This is a genomic window from Shewanella holmiensis (assembly GCF_025370255.1).
Taxonomy (GTDB): domain Bacteria; phylum Pseudomonadota; class Gammaproteobacteria; order Enterobacterales; family Shewanellaceae; genus Shewanella; species Shewanella holmiensis.
The window spans coordinates 118328-143161 of record NZ_JAMTCD010000008.1; the positions used below are offsets into that span (position 1 = coordinate 118328).

Genomic DNA, 24834 nt, shown 5'->3' on the forward strand with positions numbered 1-24834 from the left:
AAATATAACCTATTCAGGCTAGTGAATTAGTCTAATGATTTCTGTTATGATTCTTTTGCTATTGCGCATTCAACTCTTTGGTAAAACGCACAAATCAGAAATACCGTGAATTATTTATTTTGATTTTGTTCACTGATGTTAGTGTGAAAAGAGATCACCCTTATATTATGGATATGTTATGGGCTTATCAAAATCCTTTCAGTTGATACTATTACTTGTTTTTGGGTTCTTGTTTGTACGCGTGTATACTCTTGAAGACCATCGAGTGCAAATTCAAGCAGAATCTGCTCGCCAAAACTTTATTACTTATGTCGAAAAATACCGTTATTGGACAGGTGATGGTGAAGACTTATATAAAACCTTTAGCCAAGATAATAGCTTTCAGTTTTTTCAATACAGCCATAGCTCAGATAGCAGCCATAACTATACTTTTGGCACCTTAGCCACTGTTGACCAAAATATTTCTGATAAATTATTTAAAGTAGATTTAGACCACAGTTTCAATTTTCCTGAAGGGCGTATGCAAGTACGTTTAAACTCTGCCAATGTCATCGGTAATAGCCTAGCTAATTTACAAGAGATTTTTGAACTGCTCTTCATTACTTATATGGTTTTAATGCTGTTATTTGCCTTGTTAGTATTCACACATAAAAGGCGCATCAATTACGCGGCTCAGTATATAGACAGTATTTCAACACTTTCGTTTCAAGCTATTGAAACATCTCGTCTAAAAGGCTTACTCACCCCTATCGGTCATGCACTAGAAAAATGCCGTTCACGGTTAAAAGAAAGTTTAGAGTCGATCAGATTAGAAAATGAAAAGCTCACTAAATCAGCGTATCTTGATCCTGTCACTGAATTTTCCACACGCCCAAGGTTTATCACACAATTAGATAAACTGACTGACTCTCAAAAAAATGAATTTGGTGTGCTAGTGATGATCAAAGCTTCAGAACTTGCCAACATTAATCAACTGCATGGCCGAATTGCTGGCGATGATTATTTAGCTCAGTTGTCAGACTGCATTAGAAAAGCTGGTAACAGAAACGCAATAACAGAGTACTATCGAATCTCTAGCAGTGACTTTGCACTTTTTTTAGAAAACTCAACAGTTAAAGACAGTATCAATTATATTGAAAAGCTTAAGCAGCAATTTGATGATTATACCTTAAGCACTCAAAAAGATTCTGTTGCCCATATCGGAATTGTGCCTTACCAATCTGCAAATGATCCGATCACATTATTAGCCATGGCTGATTCAGCAGTGAGTATCGCGCAAACCCTAGGGCCTAACCGTTTTCATTATTTAGAGAAATTTGAAGGCAATGAAAAATCAGGTGATGAACACTGGAAAATAACCATTAACGACATCATGAATCGACGCGGTGTTAAGTTTTATCAGCAACCGATATTACCCTGTAATACAGATAACGATTTATATAGAGAGCTATTATCACGTTTTTATAATGCTGAGGGACAGCATTTACCTACCGCCACAGTAATTGCAATGGCGGAAAGATATGGATTGAGTATTGAATTAGATAAAATGATTGTGACTAACACACTCAAATTAATGCAAGAGAATCCAAGCTTATTAGGCGCATTCGGCGTCAATATTAGTGCCACATCAGCTTTACAGGATGTATTTATTTACTGGTTAAAAGATATATTGAGTAATCACCGTAAAGAAGCCTCAAGATTAGTATTCGAAATTAACGAGTCTGGGATGCAAACAAATTTAAATGCCAGTTATCGCTTTGTATCTGAACTTCATAAAGTCGGCGCGAAAGTTGCCGTTGAGCGCTTTGGTCTCGGATTTACATCTTTTAAATTTTTCCGCGAAGTTAGACCGGATTACATAAAACTAGATAGCAGCTACAGCGATGCGATCGAAGCAGACAACAATAATAAATTTTTTGTCCGTATGATTGTTGATATTGCGAAACGGTTGAATATTCTAGTTTTCGCCACTGGCGTTGAGCGTCAAGATGAAAAACTAACCCTTGAAAAACTGTTAGTCGATGGTTTACAGGGCTATTACATCGCCAAACCAGACGAGGTAATTAAGTCCAATTAAGTCGATTTCGTTTTCAGTTTGGCAAACGTGTAAACATTTTTACGGTAAGGTTAACGAAAATCTCGTTAACCTTATTTTTTATCCGTTGTTTCTCAGCGCTAAACCTTAGATAATACGCAGATCTTTTATTAATAAATGCGTAGCGATGACAGAGTATCTTCTCTTATTGATTGGCACAGTACTGGTCAACAACTTTGTATTAGTTAAATTTCTTGGTTTATGCCCCTTTATGGGGGTATCCAGCAAGTTGGCATCCGCGATCGGTATGTCAATGGCGACCACTTTTGTGTTAACCCTAGCATCGATTTTAAGCTATTTAACCAATGAATTTTTGCTGCAACCCTTTGATTTAGCGTACTTACGAACCATGAGCTTTATCCTCGTAATCGCTGTTGTTGTGCAATTCACTGAAATGTTAGTTCAAAAAACCAGTGCCACATTGCATCGCGCATTGGGTATTTACCTGCCCTTGATTACCACCAACTGTGCAGTTTTAGGCGTCGCACTATTGAACGTAAATGAAGATCATAACTTTCTGCAGTCTGCGGTATATGGTTTTGGTGCCGCGGTAGGTTTTTCATTGGTTTTAATCTTATTTTCTGCAATGCGTGAGCGACTTGCTGCCGCTGATGTGCCGTTACCATTCAAAGGTGGAGCGATTGCTATGATCACAGCAGGTCTGATGTCATTAGCCTTTATGGGATTTGCGGGGCTAGTGAAGTAATGATGACCAGTATTTTTATAGCTGTTGCTGTACTGACAATTGCCGCTATCGTTTTTGGCATAATTTTAGGATTCGCCGCCGATAAATTTAAAGTGGAAGGCAATCCCATCATAGATCAAGTGGAAGCACTTTTACCCCAAACACAATGTGGCCAGTGTGGTTATCCAGGATGTCGTCCCTATGCTGAAGCCATAGCCAATGGTGATAAAGTCAATAAATGTCCTCCCGGTGGCACAGCTACTATGGAAAAGTTAGCAGAATTAATGGGTGTTGAGCCCGAGCCATTGAATCAAGAAGCCCAAGAAGCAGTAAAAAAAGTGGCTTACATTCGAGAAGACGAATGTATTGGCTGCACTAAATGCATCCAAGCTTGTCCAGTTGATGCAATTTTAGGCGCGGGTAAATTAATGCACACAGTCATTGCAAAAGATTGCACCGGTTGCGATTTATGTGTTGAGCCCTGCCCCGTTGACTGTATTGATATGCTTCCTGTAGAGACCACATTAAAAAACTGGGACTGGAAGCTTAATGCGATACCTGTCACCCTTGTGTCAGAAAGCCTAGAGGATAGATAGTGTTAACTTTATTAGAACAATTAGATAAAGGCTCACTCTGGCAGTCTCCTGGGGGAATTCATCCTCCTGAGCTTAAACAGTTATCGAATCAGCAAGCAATTAGTCGATTACCATTAGCAAAGCAGTTTGTCGTTCCTATCCCTCAGGTTGGTGAGCAGGCTCGTTTGCTGGTTGACGTCGGTCAAACGGTTTTAAAAGGCCAAGTATTAACCGAAGGTAATGGATTTATCTATTTACCGGTTCATGCCCCAACGTCTGGTACTGTGACGGCGATTAAACCGGTAGCCAGTAACCACGCCTCTGGTTTACCAGTGTTGAGTTGTATCATAGATGCAGATGGTAATGATACTTGGTGTGATCTCATTGTTTCCGAGCCCTCTGCACTGACCAATGATGAGATTATCTCCAAAATTAAGCTGGCAGGTATTGCTGGTATGGGTGGAGCTGCATTTCCAACACATATCAAATTAAATACCGCAAGTGAGATTGATCTTGTCATCATTAATGGTGTTGAATGTGAGCCTTATATCACCTCTGATGATCGTTTAATGCGCGAGCACAGTGATGAGATATTAAAGGGTGTTGAAATTATTCATCGCCTATTAAATCCACAGCGCATTATTATTGCCATTGAAGATAACAAACCTGAAGCTGCAGAAGCGATGCAGCAGGCTATTAATCACAGTAAACTACCAGCAAACAGCGCCAGAGTGACAGTTATCCCCACTAAATATCCTTCCGGTGGTGAAAAACAACTGATTCAAATCATCACAGGTAAAGAAGTGCCAAGTGGCTGCTTGCCATCTCAATTAGGCATTGTTGTACAAAATGTCGGCACCGCTTTTGCCATTCAAGATGCCATCTATTATGGCAAACCACTCGTAGAACGGGTCGTGACCCTAACGGGTAAAAATATTCACCGTCCCGGCAATTATTGGCTACCAATCGGCACGCCAGTATCAACTGCACTTAAATTAGTTGATTTTAGCCCTTCGAGTGATCAGAAACTGATCATCGGTGGCCCTATGATGGGCTATGCCATAAACAACGCCTATGTGCCTATTTTAAAGGGAACAAACTGTATTTTAGCGCCGTCTAATGACGAAATTAGCCCTGACAGTGATGAAAAAGCCTGTATCCGCTGTGGCGAATGCGCGATTGCGTGCCCAGCTCTTTTATTGCCACAACAATTGTTTTGGCACGCTAAGGCAGAAGAATACGACAAAGCCGCCAGTTTCAATTTACAAGATTGTATTGAATGCGGCTGCTGCAGCTATGTGTGTCCAAGCGATATCCCTTTAGTTGAATATTATCGTATTGCCAAATCAGCATTAAGAGTTGAAGCTGAAGAAAAAGTCCTTGCGGAACAAGCAAAACAGAGATTTGAAGCCAGACTTCAACGTTTAGAAGATGAAAAGTTAGCCCGTGAAGCAAAAGCGAAAGAAGCCGCTGAAAAACGCCAGGCGAATATGAAATCATCAGATAAAGATGCTGTCGCCGCTGCAATGGCCAGGATTGCGGCCAAAAAAGCAGCCCAGTCTAATGACGTCAATCAGCAAACAGATATTCAAAATAACCAAGCTGTCAGTGATTCCGTAAATAAAAAATCTGCCGTAAGCGCAGCGATAGCCAGAGCTAAAGCGAAAAAAGCGGCGCAAGCTACACCGCCTCCGTCATCAGCTGAAAATAATACACTGCAGCAAGATAATTCTATCGGTAATGTTGCTGAAGTTAGCATGTCGCAGCAAGACCGTATTGCGGCAGCGGTTGCACGTGCTAAAGCGAAAAAGGCTGCTCAACACAATCAAGTTATTACATCTGATGTAGTTGTTAATGACTCAGCGAGTGTTTCAACGTTAGAAATTGACTCAACAGTAAATGACAAAAAAGCCAAAGTCGCTGCCGCTATTGCCAAAGCAAAAGCTAAAAAATTACAACAGGTTGGGATAGCCAATGATACCGATGGTAATGAACTTGCAGACGTTAGCTCAATAACAAAAACGGCCGTTGCCAGTAGCATTGGTTCAGAAAAGCTTGTGACGGAATCCAAAACTGATATTGGTTCACTGGATAAAAAAGCACGCGTGGCTTTAGCCATCGCAAAGGCAAAAGCGAAAAAATCACCACAAGGACACGATAGAACAGCAGCTGATGAGTCTTCATCTTCTTTGCCAATAAATTTGAATACACAAATTAGCAATGGAACATCAACAAGTTCAGACAATGAGATTATTGCTGATGCTGAACCTGAAAATGTAGAACAGGACAAAAAAGCACGTATTGCTGCAGCAGTTGCAAAGGCGAAAGCCAAAAAACTACAGCAGACTGAAAGCAGCAATGTAAAGTCAGCGTTATCGGATATATCCACAAGAGCATCGCAAACTGAAAATGTCGACACAGCCGCATTGGATAAAAAAGCCAAAGTCGCAGCTGCAGTAGCGAAAGCGAAAGCGAAAAAACTCGCTCAACAAGCTGAGAAAAAGGATTAATCATGGCATTTAAGATTGCCTCGTCACCCCATGTAGGCACGACATTGCAAACAGCAAAAGTCATGCAACGAGTCGTACTTTGCTTAATTCCCGGTATTGCTGCTCAGCTTTACTTTTTTGGATATGGCACATTATTACAAATCGCTATCGCCATCATAACGGCATATGCGGCTGAGGCCACAATATTAGCTCTGCGAAATCGACCGATTAAATCGACATTAGCTGATAACAGTGCCTTAGTCACCGCATTATTACTTGCTATTGCTATTCCACCGTTAGCACCTTGGTGGGTAATTGTTATTGGCACCCTATTTTCAATTATCATTGTTAAACATCTATACGGTGGGCTCGGCAATAATTTATTTAATCCCGCTATGGCGGGTTACGTTTTACTGCTTATCTCCTTTCCGGTACAAATGACCGACTGGGTGTCGCCAATGTCAGCTGCACAACAATCCGTAGATATATCATATGCTTGGAAAGTGATATTCAATTCAACTTCGGATATTATTTTGACAGGCCATAATCTCGCCATTGACGGCACGACAATGGCTACCCCGCTTGATACATTGAAAACCGACTTATCTATGGGGCTGACAACCCATGAAAGTTTAGCAAAACCTATTTTCTCAAGCATGACGGGCTTGGGTTGGTTTGAGGTTAACTTTGCTTTCCTTATCGGCGGATTGATCATGCTCAAACTCAAAGTTATTCGCTGGCATATAAGCTTTGGGATACTTACCGCATTATTTATTTGTTCCAGTTTTGGTTTTCTGCTTAATCCTGATACCCATGTTAGCCCCATTATGCACTTATTTTCAGGTGGGACTATGTTGGCGGCCTTCTTTATTGCAACCGATCCTGTCACCGCAGCCACAAGTGCTCGAGGACGCATCATATTCGGCGCTATGATAGGTGCGTTGATTTATGTGATAAGAACCTTTGGTGGTTATCCTGATGCGGTCGCATTTGCAGTATTGTTGGCAAATATGTGTGCCCCTTTTATCGATCATTATGTTCGCCCAAGAACATATGGTCATCGCTCAGGGAGTTAAATTGTGTCAATCAAAGATAATTCGATGCTTAAAAATGGCACTATTTTGGGTGTGTTTGCGCTCTGTTGTACTGGCCTAGTGGCGGTAGTTAACGGGCTGACTAAAGACATGATTTTACAGCAGCAACGTGAACAACTCAGCCAAACATTAACCCAAGTTATCCCCTCGCAATACTATGATAATGAGTTAGTATCACAATGTATTTTAGTTAACTCTGCTGAGCTGTTAGGCACAGAAGATGATCTCCCTGCCTATATTGCAATGCAATCCCAGATACCTAGCGCGATTGCGATAGAAGCTATTGCGCCAGATGGTTACAACGGTGACATAAAGCTTATTATCGGTATAGATAATGATAATAATGTCCTGGGTGTACGCACTCTTGTTCATCAAGAAACACCTGGGCTAGGTGATAAAATTGAACAACGAAAATCAGATTGGGTAACCTATTTTACCGGTCAGCAATGGCACAAAGATGACCCTTCTTGGGCAGTAAAAAAAGACGGTGGACAATTTGATCAATTTACCGGTGCGACTATTACCCCTAGAGCCTATGTTAGGGCAATTAACAACGCCGTGACTTTTGTTGACGCAAATCGTAAAACACTTTACCAAAGTGGTCGCCGCTGCGGAGAATCCCATGAGTAAGTATCAAGAAATCGCGAAGCAAGGATTATGGTCTAATAACCCTGGTTTAGTACAATTATTAGGATTATGTCCGCTGTTAGCTGTGACAGCCACAATCACAAACGCGCTTGGATTGGGAATTGCTACACTAATAGTGTTAGTCGGATCTAATATTTTAGTGTCTCTGGTTCGTGACTTTGTTCCTAAAGAAATTCGTATCCCTGTGTTTGTTATGATAATTGCAGCACTGGTTACCTGCGTACAATTACTCGTCAATGCTTATGCATATGGCTTGTATTTATCTCTGGGGATTTTCTTACCGCTCATTGTAACCAATTGCGTGATCATCGGTCGTGCAGAAGCTTTCGCTTCACGTAACTCCCTAGCCCACTCAGCATTTGATGGATTAATGATGGGCGTTGGCTTCACCGCAGTGTTAGTCGTATTAGGCGCAACTCGAGAAATTCTTGGGCAAGGCACTTTATTTGATGGCGCAGATTTACTCCTCGGCGATTGGGCTAAATCACTTACAATTCAGCTATGGCAAGTGGATAACACGTTTTTGCTGGCATTACTTCCACCTGGAGCATTTATTGCGATGGGATTATTAATCGCCTTGAAGAATGTGATTGATCAAAAGGTTAAACAGCGCCAACCTAAAATTCAATCCCAGGTGGTGGAGCGTGCACGTATCACCAAAGTGAGCTAGTTTTCTGATGAATAAACAAAAACGAATACAAATACTCAAGCGATTACGAGACAATAATCCGAAACCAGAAACTGAACTCAATTTTAGTTCGCCTTTTGAATTGTTAGTTGCCGTAACTCTTTCTGCTCAAGCAACTGATGTGAGCGTAAACAAGGCCACCGATAAATTGTTCCCAGTTGCTAACACCGCACAAGCGATTTATGATTTAGGTGTAGACGGGTTAAAGCAATATATTAAAACCATAGGTTTATACAATAACAAAGCCGTTAACGTCATAAACGCCTGTAAAATGTTAATCGATCTTCATCAAGGCGAAGTTCCTGAAAATCGTGAAGCATTAGAAGCACTTCCTGGTGTAGGTCGTAAAACAGCTAACGTGGTACTCAATACGGCTTTTGGTTGGCCAACTATTGCAGTCGATACCCACATATTTAGAATGGCGAACCGTACTAAATTTGCTATGGGTAAAAATGTAGACCAAGTTGAAGAGAAAATGCTTAAGGTCACCCCTGCTGAATTTAAAGTCGATGTACATCACTGGTTTATTCTACATGGTAGATATACCTGTATTGCCAGAAAACCGCGTTGTGGATCGTGCATCATTGAAGATTTATGTGAATTTAGCCAGAAAGTTTATCCAGAAGAATAAACTCCACGTACTTGTAGGTTTTATTTAAGATCAAAAAAAGCCGCTATAAGCGGCTTTTTTGATTATGTCGATTGAATGGTCGATTGGGTATTTAAAAAAGTGAAACAAAGAAAGCACTGAAACAAATTGCAATGATTACTGTTGTGCCTAAAGCCATTTTTAGTTCGGTTGTCATGTTAAATCTCCCATTTGTTATGAACAAATCATAGCGCGCTGAGAGAATTTTAGTAGCGTTGAACTGTGCATTTGTGAACTAAAGCAAATTTTATTTCATTTTTTGATTCAAACTCCAGCTAGAAATAATTAAAGCTTATCAAACAGGTCTTTATCAATTTTGATTTCGCGAAATAAGGTAACGCATCACCGTGCTTTAGACTGCAAAAATCTGTATCTATGATAGTGAGTTAATGACAAGCATACTATCAATATTGGATCACTTATTCTCAACTGCCATTAATCTGATGTAATTTAATAAGCGCCTGTTTTAGATATTCAATCCAGTAAATTTAACGCTGAACTTTACTGTTAACCCATTACAACTATTGTTATGATCCACTTTTGTCATTTGCCTTGTTATAGGACAACTATCATGTCGCAACTTTTACATACTATGATCCGAGTGGGTAATTTAGACCGCAGTATCGCCTTTTATACTGAAGTTATGGGAATGACGCTACTACGTCAATCAGAAAACCCTGAATATAAATATACCCTTGCATTTGTTGGTTTTGGCGAAGAATCAACCGGTCAAGCCGTGATTGAATTGACCTATAACTGGGGAGTCGATCAATATGAACTGGGTACTGGCTTTGGTCATTTAGCGATTGGTGAAGAAGATATCTACGCCCGTTGTGCAGCAATTACTGCAGCAGGTGGTAAAGTCACTCGCGCCCCTGGCCCGGTTGCAGGTGGTAAAACAGAAATTGCTTTTGTTGAAGATCCTGATGGTTACAAAATTGAGTTAATTCAAAAAAGTGCTGCTACTGCGGCATTAGGTTAAGGTACAAATCGACTTTAAATAAAAAGCCAGCGGCTGCTGGCTTTTTTAAGGTTTTGGCTTAAAACTTCATTGAGAAGCCAGCATAGTACTGACGTCCAATAACATCATAAACTTCAGGTACCGTACCACCATCAGAACCATTTGACACTCTTGATGGTTCTTCATCTGTTAGGTTTTTTACACCCGCAATAATGGTCATATCATCATTGATGTGATAAGTGCCAGAGATGTTGTGGTAGAGCACTGCATCAGCCTTAGCTAGCGCAGCAACCGGATTACCGCTGTCATCATAATCAGTATAGTGGTCATCCATTTCACCGATATAACGATTGAAATACATCACACTCCAATCACCTTGAGACGCTTGAATACTGAAGTTATTACGCACTTTTGCATAGGCGCCAAAATTGCCGTCAATTGTGCCTGTGTAATCTTCATTATCTTGCTCAAAGTTCAGCAAGTAAGTGGTATCGTTACTGATCTTCCAGTCTAAACCTAAGCCTTCAAAGGTATACGCTAAGTTAAAGTCGATACCTGAAGTATCTTGAGAACCTACGTTAGTCAGTGAGCTAGTTAAGTTATCAAACTTAGCCGCACCTGCAGTAGGGTCAATTCCAAAGGTTTCACAAGCTGTGTTGTCGTTACCGATTAAACATGCATTAATGCCTGATTGCACATCTAGACGTGTAATCGCATTAGTCACTTTGAAGCTCCAGTAATCTAATGTTAAAGATAAGCCTTCAATTGCGCTTGGTGAATACACTAAACCTGCTGTTAATGATTCAGACTCTTCGGCTTGTAAATCATCATCTGAAGTATAACGAACTAGAATTTGTGGATCCTGCTCATGGCCTAACGGATCGGTTAGGTAATCGAATGAACCCGTGTCTCCGCCGTATAATTCGCTGATGCTTGGCGCTCTAAAGCCTGTTGCTGCAACACCACGAAGCATTAGGTCGTCTGTGGCTTCGTAGGTTAAACCCACTTTCCAAGTTGTCGCTTTACCAAAGGTTGAATAATCATCATAACGTAGCGCAAATTCACCGGTTAGTTTATCAGTGAACGGTACACTCACTTCTTGGAAGATAGATAACACGTTATAGTCGCCATCCGTTGCATCCTGTTGCGCAGCAGTGCTGTCTCCATCTTGAATGACTTGATCAGGTGTATAGTAACCACTCTCATAGCGGTACTCTGCCCCAATAGCAAAAGCAACTGCTCCTGCGTCTAAATCAAATAACTCACCATTTAGACCTGCAGAGAAAGTATGTTGCTCATTGCCACCACTATTTTGTTCGGTAAAACTAATGTCGTCGATAATGGCTTGATTTAATGGGTCGCCACTAAACCATGCACCTTGATTAGCATAAACCGAGGCTTCCATCTTCGTGGCATTAATTGAATTATCAACTTGCGTTTTCGCTTTGTTGTTGCCGTAGGTATAAGAAGCATCCCAGTTGAAACCAGTATGTACATCTAACGTCCCTGCTAAGCCTGCAGATAAACGATATGTATCGGTATCTTGTGAATAAATACGTGGGCCAACATCAGTGGTACGACGACGATAATTTACACGGCCAGTATCATCAGCAGCAATGCCGCCTTTGATCATTGCATCATCAAGAGTGATACACGGCTCACCAGGTATAGTGTTAGCATCCCCGCACACGTTTAACATGATATCAGCGGGTTGGGCTGACATTTGTTGACTAGATTTTCGTTTGGTATATAAAAAATCACCGGTAAATACAATATCATCGTTAATTTCTTGTACCATGTTAGCAAACACACTGGTACGTTCATTTGGGGTTTGATAGAAACTGTCTTGGGTATAGTCATAACCACTATCGCGATTAACCCACTCCCCCTGATCGTTAATTACCTTGCCACCTAATGAACCCGTCGGGATAAAAGAGCTATAACCAGGATCTGTCCAGTCGCGATCTGATTGAATCACGCCTTCACGTTTAGAATAGGCAACACCGAAAGTATAATTGCCTGAATTGGTATTCATGCCATAAAGCGCGCTAATTTCACCATTTTCGCCATCGCTTTTGTCGGTCATGCCACCTTGAACATCAAACTGAAAACCTTCAAAGTCTTTTTTGGTAATAATGTTGACTACACCAGCAATAGCATCAGAACCATATACTGCAGAAGCACCGTCTTTTAAAATCTCAACTCGGGCGATCATCGCAACAGGAATGGCGTTCAAATCGACAGCGCTATCTGCACCAGAGCCTGAATTGACCATTCTACGGCCATTCAATAGCACCAACGTACGTTGTGAGCCCATTCCGCGTAAATCTACTTGTGCAACACCATCTGCACCGTTGTTTGTACTTGAACCAACTGCTGCACCCGCCATTGATGTTTGTGCCTGCAACAACTCATCAACAGAAGTAAAGCCTTCAGCTTTAATCGCAGCCGCGTCGATTACAGTAACAGGTGATGCTGTTTCCATGTCCTGACGTTGGATCCGGGATCCCGTCACTTCGATGCGTTCTACTTTTGCGGTCTCTTCTGCAGCATAAGCAGAAATAGAGACACTTGATGAAACAGCAATTGATGCAAACAACGCGGTTTTTATACTTGTCGAAAGAAGTGTTCTTTGGCTCATATTATATTGGCTCCCTGACTATCATTTATTGTTATATATTCGTTAATTAGTTATTTATATTAATAACGATAGCTGGATACTGAATAAAATATCAAAACAGGTCAAACCCCAAAAAATTAACGTTTACCGCACATCATGTTAAGCAATTAAGAATTTATTTGACAATTTATGTTAATCTAAAAAAAATTGACTGTAAAAAATTGCTAAATAAGTTACAAACACTGGTTATTCTTATATTTAAAGAGGTTTAAACCTAAGGCGTTATAACATTAAATATACCTGGAAACTTACAAAAGTGTGACGAGCATCACAATTTATTTGATTTTAAATTATCCATTGGAACTATCACATGAATGTTCAATTCGTATAAATGGCCATATAGTGTAAATCTAGGTTAATTCTTTCAAATGAGAAACTTAAAGCATTGAAAAGATAAAAGTATGTGTATGAATTTTACACTCCGGTGATTAATGAATGTATATGTTGACAAAAAGGTGAGTGTAAAAATTTTTAATTCAATATTTTAATTAACTAGTAAGGTTTTTATTCAATCTCTATGAATAAAGCTATATTGAATAATACCCTATAACGCTAAAATGTTAATTTAAGCGAACACTTGTTACAAATAAGCGCCCCTTGTTACACGAAGTTGATACTTCAATATAATTACTAAAAATTAAAAAACACATCACAAAAATTTAAAAAACTTACGGATATAAGGGAATAATTTTGTGATTGGTGTATTAAGCATCTGAATATTTAAATTTATCTCTATCTATAGACAATTCAATTAATCGTTATGACTTAATGTTCTTTGAACATGATTTTGCGGCATGCAGTAGGTATTAGGCAGAAACTTAGTGGTGATATTGTTCAGCATCAAAACTTGATAATGCAGTAAGAGTCACCAACAAACGTTATTCGAAGGAGCGACAAAAACGTTTGAACTTTGGCAAAAGGCTTTTGCTTAGATGTGGTCAAGTTTCGCCATGCACAGCACTTCTATCGCATCACCTGTTCAATGCCCTCACAAAAATGAGACATTTATTTAATGTGTGAGCCGTCATTTAAAATATGTGGCAGATAAAGTAAAAGCTATAGAAAAACTCGCTAAGTCATAACGAAATAACCACAAGTTAGTGCATAAAAAAGGACACCAAAGTGCCCTTTTTTGTATCAAATATCGTTATGTCGGTTGAATAATATTAAAATGCTGATATGCCCTTGCTGTTGCTATCCGGCCTCTTGGGGTGCGTTGGATAAAGCCTTGCTGGATTAAAAATGGCTCCAACACATCTTCAATGGTGTCTCTATCTTCGCCTATTGCTGCAGCAAGGTTATCCAGGCCTACAGGTCCCCCCATAAACTTGTCAATAATCGCAAGCAAGAGCTTCCTGTCTAAGTAATCAAACCCTTCAAGATCGACATCAAGTAAATCTAACGCCTGTTCTGCCACTTCTTTGGTTACAACGCCGTCGTGTTTAACTTCTGCGTAATCCCGCACTCGACGTAATAATCGATTCGCTATCCGCGGTGTACCTCGTGAACGTCTGGCGATTTCTACTGCGCCTTCGGGAGCAATTGCTAAATCCATCACTCTTGCCGAACGAGTCACGATAGTCGTTAAGTCTTTCACATTGTAAAACTCAAGTCTTAGCGGAATACCAAAACGGGCTCTTAATGGTGAAGTTAACGCTCCTGCTCTTGTAGTTGCCCCAACTAAGGTAAAAGGTGGTAAGTCTAATTTGATTGAACGAGCTGCCGGCCCTTCACCAATCATAATGTCTAATTGGTAGTCTTCCAGTGCAGGGTAAAGGATCTCTTCAACGACTGGGCTTAAACGATGAATTTCATCGATAAACAACACATCGCCTTCTTCTAAGTTAGTTAATAGTGCCGCTAAGTCACCGGCTTTTTCTAACACAGGTCCTGATGTCGATTTAATATTAACGCCCATCTCATTGGCCACAATCATAGCTAAGGTGGTTTTACCTAAACCTGGTGGTCCGAATATTAACATATGATCTAGCGCTTCTTTTCGGTTAAGCGCAGCTTGAATAAACACCTTTAATTGGGCTCGGGTATCGTCTTGACCAGTATACTCGTCAAGCATTTTTGGCCGCATCGCTCTATCAATAACTTCGTCTTGCACCAATACTTGAGGTTGTATTAATCGATCTGCTTCAATCATGTTACCACTGTCCTTTTACGTTAAAGCATCGACTTTAATGCCGCTTTAATGAGTACTTCAGATGTCATATCCATTTTATAATTTGCAGCTACTGCTTTACTGGCTTGAGCTGGCTTGTAACCTAACGAGATTAATGCCGAGATAGCATCTTCTTCTGCACTTTCAACCGATGGCGCTGGTGAATAGTTAGATTGTAAAACAAACTCACGCTCGGAACCAACAGATGCCGCTAATAACGATTTCAGCTTATCGCGCATTTCCACGACAAGGCGCTCGGCGGTTTTTTTGCCCACACCGGGCAGTTTAACTAAGGTGACAATGTCATCACGCTCGACGCAGGCAACGAACTCGCTAGCGCTCATACCTGATAAAATGGTCAGTGCTAATTTAGGTCCCACACCGTTAGTTTTAATTAACAATCTAAACAACGCACGCTCTTGCTTTGTAATAAAACCATATAATAATTGAGCATCTTCACGCACAACAAAATGGGTGTATACCATAGCAGGTTGGTTTAGTTCAGGGAGTTCATAAAAACTGGTTAAGGGCACCTGTAATTCATAGCCTACACCGTTAACATCAAGTACGATTTCTGGGGCTTGTTTCTCAACTAAAATGCCTTTTAAACGACCAATCATTTGTATCTTCCGTAGGTTCTTGTGTTCGCTCGACCACCTAAGGCCGCTAAGCTTTGATTTGTATGATAATGACACATGGCTACCGCAAGTGCATCTGCAGCATCGGCTTGTGGCGCCGCGGGTAATTTTAATAGCTGTGTGACCATGTGTTGAACTTGAGTTTTTTGCGCTCTACCCGTACCCACAACCGCGCTTTTGATTTGGGTGGCGCTGTATTCTGCAACGGGTAAATCGGCACACGTTGCCGCAACAATAGCCGCACCTCTTGCTTGGCCGAGCTTTAGTGCAGAATCAGCATTTTTAGCCATAAAAACTCGTTCAATGGCAAATTCATCTGGCTGGTATTGACGGATTATTTCTGATATTCCGGCAAAAATCTGTTGTAACCTTTGGGGTAACTCATCAGATTGTGTACGAATACAACCACTACCAAGATACAGTTGCTGACGACCAACACACTGAATCACACCATAACCAGTGATCCTTGAACCCGGGTCAACACCTAAAATAATTGCCATTTATTACCCTAAGTTTTCCATAACATCATCACTGATATCTGCATTATGATAAACCTCTTGAACATCATCATGATCTTCTAAGGTATCGATTAATTTTAAGAATTTTTCAGCGCTTTCTAAATCAAGTTCAGCTTTGGTCGATGGCACCAGTGTGACTTCTGCATTGAAACTCTCAAGATTTGCGGCATCAAGGGCATCTTTCACTTTACCAAAAGTGTCAGGTAACGTGTACACATCAATTGAACCATCCTCATTGACAATTACATCTTCAGCACCAGATTCCAGAGCGACATCCATGACGCTTTCTTCATCTAAACCCTCAGCATAGGAGATAACACCTAACTTGGTAAATAAATATGACACCGAGCCATCAGTACCTAAGTTACCACCATTTTTACTGAACGCATTACGAACACCAGATACGGTACGATTACGATTATCTGTCATGGTTTCAACCATAACGGCACTGCCACCTGGGCCATAGCCCTCATAAATGATCGTTTCCAGTTGTTGCCCTTCTATCTCACCAGCACCACGTTTAATCGCTCGCTCTACGGTATCGCGCGTCATGTTATTCGATAAAGATTTATCTATTGCGGCTCTAAGCCTAGGATTAGCGTCTGGATCTGAACCGCCTTCACGGGCCGCTACAGTTAACTCACGGATAAACTTGGTAAATAGCTTTCCACGTTTAGCATCTTGTGCTGCTTTACGGTGCTTGATATTAGCCCATTTACTGTGTCCTGCCATGAAAGACTCCTGTTTTGTCTGTTAATCTATTCGTGTTTACAATAAGAAAGTGTATTAACGAAGAATAATAATCAAAAAGTGGCTGCGCTATAAACACAGACCGAGGCAATAGCCTCGGAATGTTATTAACTAAAAGCGTTACGAAATAAATTATTCGGCGTCAGCTTTTGGCTTCTCAATCACACTAATACCTAACTCTACAAGTTGCTGTGGATTAGCGAAACCAGGAGCGTTAGTTAAAGGACATGCAGCTGTAGTGGTTTTTGGGAATGCCATTACATCACGAATTGAATTGGCGCCCGTCATTAACATAATGATGCGGTCCAAACCAAATGCTAGACCAGCATGTGGTGGTGTGCCATATCGAAGTGCTTCTAATAGGAAGCCAAATTTCTCTTTAGCTTCTTCTTTCTCAATACCGAGTAATTCAAATACAGTGCTTTGCATCTCTGCATTATGAATACGCACCGAACCGCCACCCAACTCACAGCCATTTAATACCATGTCGTATGCATCTGATACTGTATTGGCAGGATCAAGTTTTAGCTCTTCGGCAGAAACGCCTCGTGGCGCAGTAAATGGATGGTGAACAGCATGCAATCCGCCCTCCACTTTTTCAAACATCGGGAAGTCAACAACCCAAAGCGGACGCCATTGACCTTGCAGTAAATTGAAATCTTCACCGGCTTTGAGACGTAACGCGCCCATTGCTTCAGCAACGATATTTGCTTTGTCAGCACCGAATAAAATAATGTCACCCGTTTGTGCATCTGTACGACTAATAATCTGTTTAACAATGTCTTCTGTTAAGAATTTAAGCACTGGTGATTGAATACCGTCAATGCCCGCATCCAGATCATTTAATTTCATCCAGGCTAAGCCTTTAGCACCATAGATGCCGACAAACTTAGTGTAATCGTCAATTTGCTTACGTGATAATGATGCGCCTGTTGGAATACGCAATGCGGCTACACGACCATCAATATCATTTGCAGGGCCATTGAACACTGCAAACTCAACGTCTCTCAATAAATCTGCAACATCAACTAGTTCCAGAGGATTACGTAAATCTGGTTTGTCTGAACCAAATCGACGCATCGCTTCAGCGAAGGTCATGCGCGGAAACTCGCCTAAATCGACATTGAGTAAATCTTGAAATAAACCACGCATCATCTGCTCAGTTTTTTCCATGACCTGCTCTGACGTCATAAATGAAGTTTCGATATCAATTTGAGTAAATTCAGGCTGACGATCTGCACGTAAATCTTCATCACGAAAACACTTTACGATTTGATAATAACGATCGAAACCTGACATCATCAACAATTGTTTAAACAATTGCGGAGACTGTGGCAATGCAAAAAATTGACCTTTATAAGTACGGCTTGGGACTAAATAGTCACGCGCGCCTTCAGGTGTCGCTTTGGTCAAAATAGGCGTTTCAATATCTAAGAAACCATTGTTGTCTAAAAAGTTACGAACATAACTGGTTACTTTTGCGCGGAAAATTAAACGTTCGGCCATTTCTGGACGACGTAAATCAAGGTAACGATACTTTAAACGTTGTTCTTCACTGTTGTTCTGGTAGTTGTCCATACTCAATGGTAACGGCGCTGATGCATTGATAATGGTTAGGCCTTTACCTAAAATTTCAATCTCACCCGTTTTCATTTGCGAATTCACTTGGCTGTCTGGACGAGCTCTAACAAGACCTGTCACTTGAACACAAAATTCAGCGCGCAATGTGCTTGCAACATCAAATACGTCTTTTAGATCTGGATCATATACAACCTGAACTAACCCTTCACGATCACGTAAGTCTAGGAAAACAACGCCGCCTAAGTCACGACTACGATTAACCCAACCAACTAAGGTAACTTCTTGACCTAAATGAGACTTATTGATGTCTCCACAATAATGGCTACGCATTGAACAGTATCCTTTAAATAAAAACGAATTTCGAAAAGCAAACGTTTCGCATATCAACAATGATAAAACGGCATTATATACTTAAACAGCATAAAGATGCTCGTTCCAGTATGAATTTATTGGCATATAAATGGCCGTATTCCGCAAAATGTTGCATCTGAAATCGACAAAGTAAAATATCAATTTAAAATATGGTGGGCAGTATCAAGCAGAACAAACAATTTAACCAGACCTTGAGTGCATAATATGAATTAACTGGATAAAAAAAAGACAGGGCAAGCAGGTTTCAAGACGCTTTCAGGACTGTTTGGTGTTGTTTAGAAAGTTTGAAGTGAGAATGTATTCATGTCCTAGATTGTTAGTGTATCTCGAATCAACTCAAATAAGCATTTTCGTTAAAGCGCCTCCTTAAGCGCTGGTTGAAAAATTAACAACTTCGGCTTTAGCACTTCCAATAAATCATTAGAAAATCTAGATGCTGTTAGAAATTGATGTCTAACATTATGTTCATTTTTACACTCAGTCTTAAAGGTATTAAACCAATCTAAGAATGTTCAGAAATGATAACCAATCTTAGTTCACTATTGGTTGGCACGATGGCGATGCCCACCAATGCGCTTTGCTTGATACATCAATAGATCTGAACATTTAAGTAATTCATCCGAAGTAGTTCCATCATCTGGATACATTGCTATACCGATACTGGCAGAAATCTGTACAGGTTTATCGTCAATAGCATTAATCTGTAATAGTTTTTTTAAGACAGAATCGGCAAGTCTTTTTGCATGTTCTACACTGTCTAGGTTATTCAACAAAATAACAAACTCATCGCCACCAAATCTTGCGACAAAGTCTGTGGTGCGAATTGCCCTTTTTAATATATCAGCAATCACCTTAAGTAGTTGATCGCCAACATCATGTCCATGCTCATCATTAACGACTTTAAAACCATCCAAATCAATGAATAAGATAGCAAACTTTTTATTTGATTTGTCATGTGAGCTTTTAGCTAATGCTAACTCTTGTTCTAATAAGGTTCTATTAGCTAATCCGGTCACATTGTCATGATTTGCAATAAACACCAGTTTATTTTCAGCGGCCTCTCTGCGGGAAATTTCAATTTTCAACCTGCGATTAACCACTAATACAACAACCGTAATGGCACTAACAATCAACAAACCAATAATCAGCGAATTCATCCAACGTTGATAAAATTGATTATCGGTATTGAGCTGAACATCATTCCACTTTTGATATAACTCCTGCTGACTAGCCCTGTCTATGGTAGCAAGCACGCGATCAATAAGGGGTTTTAAATCTGTTAAACCACTAAAAATGCCTATACGACTTTGTTGATCAGCTAAGTCAGCTATTAAGGATAATTTTAAACTTGGATATTGGCCATTCTTCAATTTATCCGCCAAGGTACTGACCTTTTCAACAAACATGTCAGCATGACCATTAACAACAGCATCTAATCCTTCTTGAGTATCTGCCACTATGAATAATGTTAAATCTGGATGCAGCTGCCGTAGCTGATCGATTAATTGATAACCTTTCACTACGGCGATCTTTTTATGACTTAACTGACCAATGTGAAAAATAGGCGGTTGAGTTAAATCACTCGCTACTGCCCATGGTGATGGCCAGTAAGGCTCACTGAACAATATATTTTGTTCACGCTCAGCGTTGTAGGCTAAACTTGCTACGAGTTGAATCTCACCATTTTCTAATTGTTGTAACATATCTTCAAAATGATCAAAGCCAACAGGGATGATGGATATACCTAAGTGGTTAACTAAAATTGACTTGATATCTGAGTTAACCCCTAAAAATTCGCCATTTTTCCCCTGAAATTCCATCGGTCGCCAATCTTTTAAATAACCCATTTTTATCGCACCTAAACTTGATAAATAAGATTTTTGTTGGTTAGATAGAATGATATGACTTGCCGATCCACTTTCATAACGGTCATCTGGATTAATAAGCCATTTGCGTTCTATTTGCAGGCGCTCTTCTGGTGAAATTAACTCAAAACCAGCGCGGATTCTCTTTGCTAAACCACTGTCATCAAGACGTGTCAAACTGTATATGTCAGTAGAAAACTCTATGGTTGAATATTGCTTGAAATCTGTCCAAAGCTTATTAGTCAATAAATAATGCGAGGTCATCGCTGAAGATGCGATAAAACCAATGACTTCTCCTTTTATTGTCGCTTCAACTAATTCAGCAGTTGTTTCATAAAAACGCAATTGTGCATTGGGGTAAAGCTTGTGAACTTCAGATATATATGGAGCGGTAGGAAATACCCCGATGCGAACATTTTCCATTTTATTTAAGTCTTGGATGTCATTTTTTAGACTGAAAAAACGACTTTTTATTGATGTTAAATGCCATGCCTGTTCAAGACCTGTGCGCATTTCATTGCTTTCAGGATACCCAATATGAACATCTGCAAAACCCCGTTTAATATCATCAACTGAGCTATTCATATCACCCACGACAAAATCAATACTTATCCCAGTTTTTTTCGACCAAAGCTTCCATAAATCGACATATAAACCATGTGGTAAACCATCATTGCCAATGTCTGCGTAGGGTTCAACATTAGTTTGCATTGCAATCAAGACCCCCGCTTTTTCCCTATGGTATCCAAGCCAGCGACGTTCTATCCGTTCTATTTGTATTGCGTCAATTGCAGTAAAACCTGCATTAATTATTTCCAATAATTTTGGGTGTCTTTTTGGGACAGCTGGCGATATAACTGTTTTATCTATCGGAATTCTTGATGAAATATAATATTCTGCAGCGATGTCTTGCTCCAAAGACATATTTCGTTGGAATCCTTCGATACCAGCAAAAACAAGCACCTCTCCATTTACAGCAGCCTTTAATAAAGCTTCTCTATTTGGATATTTTCTAAAAGAAAAATTTGGATTGATGGTCAATAAAGACTGTTCATGGGATGAACCATCAACAATACCAATTTGATATGGCACTAAATCGCTCAATTGATGTTTTGCGCTTATTGACTTGTGTATGAACAAATAGGTTTGTAAGGAAGTAATCGGATTTGCGAAATCAAAGTAGGCCATACGGGAATCATTAGGAGTCATACCAATATGAACGTCGAATTGGCCACTTTTAACGCTATCTAGGGATTCCTGCCAATTACGTACCTCAAAGGTTACAGGTATGCTAGTCACCAAAGACCATTCACGCCATAAATCTACCAATATCCCAGCAGGTTTCCCTGAATCGTCCATATACTGAAAAGGATAAGTATCCTGCCCCAATACAATACTGACATGGTTTACTGTGGCATTTTCTGTATTATGGGTATCAGCGGCTGTGACATCCCAGCTGTAACTCCACAACAAGATACAGAATAGTAATCGTCCGATTAATTTCAAGTGGTGTCCCTATCTACTTTCTGGTGTATCTCAAAAGACATTTGAGCAAATAACACTTCAAGATGAATGATCTTATCGCTTTACACTAAAATTCAACAACTTAAATAACTTACTCTTGAATAACTTTATTATTTTAATTGTTTTTTGTCAAAATGTGTTAAAAAAGAATGAAATAGATTCAATCTATTTGCTTATTTCGGTTTTAATTCGATATAAGCTGACGGTTACTATAGCCATCATAAATAGGCAAGGTAATAAAAAATAATAAATTTTTACGCAATACTTGCTGCAGTTTGCTTTGATTGGCTAAAATAGAGCTAGAATTTTACAAAAACCCATTACATGAACTCTGAACTCGACAATATCTATGCTACAGCGAACGATCAAGTCGCTGATTTTGTTTTTGATAAAAAAGTCGCTGGCGTATTCAATGACATGATACGTCGATCCGTACCTGGTTATGGACAAATTATCAATACCATTGGTGATTTTGCTCAATCTTTTGTTGCTAATAACTCCAATGTTTACGATTTAGGCTGCTCTCTTGGTTCTGCGACCTTGAGTATCAGGCGTCAAATCAGTCAAAGAAACTGCAAAATTATTGCGGTGGACAACAGCGAATCAATGATCCAGCGATGTAATGAAAATCTATCGGCTTATGTCAGTGATACTCAAGTTGAGTTGATTTGTGGCGATATCAGAGATATTACCTTCCAAAACGCTTCTATGGTGGTGTTGAACTTTACCCTGCAGTTTTTACCTGTGGTAGATAGAGATGCCTTAATCAACAGTATTTATCAAGGTATGTTGCCTGGTGGCATTTTGGTTCTTTCCGAAAAACTTCGATTTGAAGATGATACGATTCAGCAATTGCTCGATAAACATCATTTGGACTTTAAGCGAGCTAATGGTTATAGCGAACTCGAAATCAGTCAAAAAAGAAGTGCGTTAGAAAATGTCATGCGTCCAGATACACTCGCACACCATACCAAGCGTTTCGCTGAATGCGGTTTTAGTCATTCCACGGTTTGGTTTCAGTGCTTCAATTTTGCGTCAATGGTAGCAGTAAAATGATAAATTTTAGTGGTTTTTATAAAGAAATTGCCGATTCGAATCTACAACATTGGCTAGAAACTTTGCCTTCAATATTGGGCAATTGGCAGCGCGAGCACAAACACGGTAGTTTGCCCAAATGGGAAAAAGTACTCAATAAACTGCACTATCCGGCACCTGACAGTATTGATTTCAGTACAAGTGTGACTATTGGCAGTGGGGAACAACTCTCGGCGGGTGAAACAGAGAAATTGTCTAATTTATTAGGTATTTTCAAACCTTGGCGTAAGGGCCCATTTTCAATACACGGTATTCAAATAGATACAGAATGGCGAAGCGATTGGAAATGGGATAGAGTTAAGCCACATCTTTCACCTTTAAAAAATAGAACGGTATTAGATGTTGGCTGTGGAAGTGGATATCATATGTGGCGGATGTTTGGTGAGGGAGCTAAATGCGTCGTTGGTATCGATCCATCACCTTTATTTCTTTGCCAATTTGAAGCAGTTAAACGGTTAGCTGGACAACAACATCCAGTTCATTTATTGCCATTAGGCATTGAAGAGCTGCCACCATTAGATGCATTTGATACTGTATTTTCAATGGGGGTGCTTTATCATAGACGCTCGCCTATCGATCATATAATGCAATTACGTGATCAATTGCGGATGGGCGGTGAGTTAGTGCTCGAAACACTTGTGATAGATGGCGATGAAAATGCTATCTTAGTCCCAAGTGATAGATACGGCAAAATGAACAACGTTTGGTTTTTACCTTCGGTTGAAGCATTGATGCTGTGGTTGAGAAAATGCGATTTTACCGATGTGAGATGTGTTGATGTTGATATTACATCTCTTGCAGAACAACGAAGTACACAATGGATGCAAAATGAATCCCTAGTAGATTATCTCGATCCAAATGACGTTAGCTTAACGGTTGAAGGTTATCCAGCACCAAAAAGAGCTATTATTATTGCGACTAAAAATCAACCTAACTTAGATTTAATTTAACTCAAAATATTCAACAGGAATTGACATGTTTAAGCAGGCACTTGCACTATCCTTTGCGGCAATACTTGTCTCGGGTTGCACAGCAACTCAACAACCTAGTACACCTACAATTACCACTACTGACTTGAATTCGACTTTACAGTCTTCTCAAGTGCAAATCATTAATGCTTTTCACGAGCAATGTAGTCAACAGTCTGAAGATATTAATGAATTATCAGCTGAACTACGTAAGCTAAAAACCCAAGTCAGTGATGCTATGGCGCAATCTCAAAAAGTGCGCGTTGTTGCCGCCCCACTTCCCACACCACGACCTGTTGCCGTTCCTTCTCAATGTCCAGAGGCATTAGTGGGTGAAAAGTTTTTACTTGGTGAAGTTGAAAGTGTTTATATCGATGAATTAAAGACTAAGTTTGCTACACGTATTGACACAGGTGCTGAATCATCGTCTTTAGATGCGCGCAATATTGTATTGTTCGAACGTAATGGCGAAGAATGGGTTCGTTTTGATGTCATGACCAACGGTGAGGACCAACCTGGCAATACGTTCGAATCTAAAGTTGAACGTTTTGTCCGTATCAAACAAGACGTTGATATCGGTGATGATCGTCGCCCTGTTATCCATGCACATTTAAAAATTGGCAAATATGCTGCTGAAACGGATTTAAATCTTACAGACAGAAGTCATTTAGATTATCCGTTGCTGCTCGGACGTAAATTTATGAAAGACATTGCAATCGTCGATGTAGGACAAATCTACATCCACGGTAAAGCTAAAAACCAAGTCACTACCCTAATTAAATAGGCCAA

19 protein-coding genes are annotated in these 24834 nt (G+C 40.0%); 12 read left to right on the forward strand and 7 right to left on the reverse strand.

Annotated features, from left to right (window positions below; genetic code table 11):
- Positions 1-178: 178 nt before the first annotated feature.
- The 9 genes from NE535_RS08555 to gloA all read left to right on the forward strand — a co-directional run bounded on the left by NE535_RS08555 (position 179) and on the right by gloA (position 9905).
- A complete protein-coding gene (locus NE535_RS08555) occupies positions 179-2077 on the forward strand; it encodes an EAL domain-containing protein (RefSeq protein WP_261298216.1) in 1899 nt (632 codons plus the stop codon).
- Positions 2078-2222: 145 nt separating this feature from the next.
- A complete protein-coding gene (rsxA, locus tag NE535_RS08560; RefSeq protein ID WP_261298217.1) occupies positions 2223-2801 on the forward strand; it encodes an electron transport complex subunit RsxA in 579 nt (192 codons plus the stop codon).
- 2 nt (positions 2802-2803) lie between these two features.
- Positions 2804-3376, forward strand: a complete 573-nt coding sequence (rsxB, locus tag NE535_RS08565; protein ID WP_261298259.1) for an electron transport complex subunit RsxB — start codon at positions 2804-2806, stop codon at positions 3374-3376.
- The gene (gene rsxC, locus NE535_RS08570; RefSeq protein WP_261298218.1) at positions 3376-5865 is read left to right on the forward strand and encodes an electron transport complex subunit RsxC; all 2490 of its coding nucleotides are present in this window, start codon (positions 3376-3378) and stop codon (positions 5863-5865) included. The genes rsxB and rsxC overlap by 1 nt, the downstream gene beginning before the upstream one ends.
- Before the next feature lie 2 nt (positions 5866-5867).
- Positions 5868-6920, forward strand: a complete 1053-nt coding sequence (rsxD, locus tag NE535_RS08575) for an electron transport complex subunit RsxD (RefSeq protein WP_261298219.1) — start codon at positions 5868-5870, stop codon at positions 6918-6920.
- A gap of 24 nt (positions 6921-6944) precedes the next feature.
- Complete coding sequence (gene rsxG / locus NE535_RS08580; protein ID WP_261298260.1) at positions 6945-7568, forward strand: electron transport complex subunit RsxG; 624 nt, start codon at positions 6945-6947, stop codon at positions 7566-7568.
- A complete protein-coding gene (locus NE535_RS08585) occupies positions 7561-8256 on the forward strand; it encodes an electron transport complex subunit E (protein WP_261298220.1) in 696 nt (231 codons plus the stop codon). Before rsxG ends, NE535_RS08585 begins: the two co-directional genes overlap by 8 nt.
- 7 nt (positions 8257-8263) lie before the next feature.
- Positions 8264-8905, forward strand: a complete 642-nt coding sequence (gene nth, locus NE535_RS08590; RefSeq protein WP_261298221.1) for an endonuclease III — start codon at positions 8264-8266, stop codon at positions 8903-8905.
- Between the two features lie 589 nt (positions 8906-9494).
- Positions 9495-9905 (forward strand): lactoylglutathione lyase, encoded by a 411-nt coding sequence (gene gloA / locus NE535_RS08595; RefSeq protein ID WP_261298222.1) that lies wholly within the window; start codon positions 9495-9497, stop codon positions 9903-9905.
- Between the two features lie 58 nt (positions 9906-9963).
- Here the strand turns inward: gloA and NE535_RS08600 are convergent, their stop codons facing one another.
- From NE535_RS08600 to NE535_RS08630, 7 genes are all read right to left on the reverse strand, one after another.
- The gene (locus NE535_RS08600) at positions 9964-12525 is read right to left on the reverse strand and encodes a TonB-dependent receptor plug domain-containing protein (protein WP_261298223.1); all 2562 of its coding nucleotides are present in this window, start codon (positions 12523-12525) and stop codon (positions 9964-9966) included.
- 1186 nt (positions 12526-13711) lie between these two features.
- Positions 13712-14716, reverse strand: coding sequence for a Holliday junction branch migration DNA helicase RuvB (gene ruvB, locus NE535_RS08605; RefSeq protein ID WP_261298224.1), 1005 nt, complete (start codon positions 14714-14716; stop codon positions 13712-13714).
- A gap of 20 nt (positions 14717-14736) precedes the next feature.
- Positions 14737-15354, reverse strand: a complete 618-nt coding sequence (ruvA, locus tag NE535_RS08610; protein WP_261298225.1) for a Holliday junction branch migration protein RuvA — start codon at positions 15352-15354, stop codon at positions 14737-14739.
- Positions 15351-15872, reverse strand: coding sequence for a crossover junction endodeoxyribonuclease RuvC (ruvC, locus tag NE535_RS08615; RefSeq protein WP_261298226.1), 522 nt, complete (start codon positions 15870-15872; stop codon positions 15351-15353). The genes ruvA and ruvC overlap by 4 nt, the downstream gene beginning before the upstream one ends.
- A gap of 3 nt (positions 15873-15875) precedes the next feature.
- A complete protein-coding gene (locus NE535_RS08620; RefSeq protein WP_261298227.1) occupies positions 15876-16622 on the reverse strand; it encodes a YebC/PmpR family DNA-binding transcriptional regulator in 747 nt (248 codons plus the stop codon).
- 150 nt (positions 16623-16772) lie between these two features.
- Complete coding sequence (aspS, locus tag NE535_RS08625; RefSeq protein WP_261298228.1) at positions 16773-18551, reverse strand: aspartate--tRNA ligase; 1779 nt, start codon at positions 18549-18551, stop codon at positions 16773-16775.
- 581 nt (positions 18552-19132) lie between these two features.
- Positions 19133-21964 (reverse strand): diguanylate cyclase domain-containing protein, encoded by a 2832-nt coding sequence (locus NE535_RS08630; protein ID WP_342454503.1) that lies wholly within the window; start codon positions 21962-21964, stop codon positions 19133-19135.
- Positions 21965-22306: 342 nt separating this feature from the next.
- Between NE535_RS08630 and cmoA the strand changes: the two genes are divergently transcribed.
- The 3 genes from cmoA to NE535_RS08645 are packed head-to-tail and all read left to right on the forward strand — an operon-like array spanning position 22307 to position 24829.
- Positions 22307-23038: a carboxy-S-adenosyl-L-methionine synthase CmoA gene (gene cmoA, locus NE535_RS08635; RefSeq protein ID WP_261298230.1), complete on the forward strand. Its 732-nt coding sequence runs from the start codon at positions 22307-22309 to the stop codon at positions 23036-23038.
- Positions 23035-24027, forward strand: a complete 993-nt coding sequence (cmoB, locus tag NE535_RS08640) for a tRNA 5-methoxyuridine(34)/uridine 5-oxyacetic acid(34) synthase CmoB (RefSeq protein WP_261298231.1) — start codon at positions 23035-23037, stop codon at positions 24025-24027. Before cmoA ends, cmoB begins: the two co-directional genes overlap by 4 nt.
- Positions 24028-24052: 25 nt before the next feature.
- Positions 24053-24829 carry an ATP-dependent zinc protease family protein gene (locus tag NE535_RS08645; protein WP_261298232.1) on the forward strand — a complete coding sequence of 259 codons (777 nt, stop codon included), beginning with the start codon at positions 24053-24055 and terminating at the stop codon, positions 24827-24829.
- Positions 24830-24834: the final 5 nt, after the last annotated feature.

Bases quoted from the DNA above. Each gene is read 5' to 3' on its own strand.
- cmoA (WP_261298230.1), top strand. From the start codon at position 22,307: ATGAACTCTGAACTCGACAATATCTATGCTACAGCGAACGATCAAGTC.
- NE535_RS08555 (WP_261298216.1), top strand. From the start codon at position 179: ATGGGCTTATCAAAATCCTTTCAGTTGATACTATTACTTGTTTTTGGG.
- rsxA (WP_261298217.1), top strand. From the start codon at position 2,223: ATGACAGAGTATCTTCTCTTATTGATTGGCACAGTACTGGTCAACAAC.
- ruvA (WP_261298225.1), bottom strand. From the start codon at position 15,354: ATGATTGGTCGTTTAAAAGGCATTTTAGTTGAGAAACAAGCCCCAGAA.
- ruvB (WP_261298224.1), bottom strand. From the start codon at position 14,716: ATGATTGAAGCAGATCGATTAATACAACCTCAAGTATTGGTGCAAGAC.
- cmoB (WP_261298231.1), top strand. From the start codon at position 23,035: ATGATAAATTTTAGTGGTTTTTATAAAGAAATTGCCGATTCGAATCTA.
- rsxD (WP_261298219.1), top strand. From the start codon at position 5,868: ATGGCATTTAAGATTGCCTCGTCACCCCATGTAGGCACGACATTGCAA.
- NE535_RS08585 (WP_261298220.1), top strand. From the start codon at position 7,561: ATGAGTAAGTATCAAGAAATCGCGAAGCAAGGATTATGGTCTAATAAC.
- rsxG (WP_261298260.1), top strand. From the start codon at position 6,945: ATGCTTAAAAATGGCACTATTTTGGGTGTGTTTGCGCTCTGTTGTACT.
- rsxB (WP_261298259.1), top strand. From the start codon at position 2,804: ATGACCAGTATTTTTATAGCTGTTGCTGTACTGACAATTGCCGCTATC.
- NE535_RS08645 (WP_261298232.1), top strand. From the start codon at position 24,053: ATGTTTAAGCAGGCACTTGCACTATCCTTTGCGGCAATACTTGTCTCG.
- NE535_RS08620 (WP_261298227.1), bottom strand. From the start codon at position 16,622: ATGGCAGGACACAGTAAATGGGCTAATATCAAGCACCGTAAAGCAGCA.
- nth (WP_261298221.1), top strand. From the start codon at position 8,264: ATGAATAAACAAAAACGAATACAAATACTCAAGCGATTACGAGACAAT.
- NE535_RS08600 (WP_261298223.1), bottom strand. From the start codon at position 12,525: ATGAGCCAAAGAACACTTCTTTCGACAAGTATAAAAACCGCGTTGTTT.
- gloA (WP_261298222.1), top strand. From the start codon at position 9,495: ATGTCGCAACTTTTACATACTATGATCCGAGTGGGTAATTTAGACCGC.
- aspS (WP_261298228.1), bottom strand. From the start codon at position 18,551: ATGCGTAGCCATTATTGTGGAGACATCAATAAGTCTCATTTAGGTCAA.
- ruvC (WP_261298226.1), bottom strand. From the start codon at position 15,872: ATGGCAATTATTTTAGGTGTTGACCCGGGTTCAAGGATCACTGGTTAT.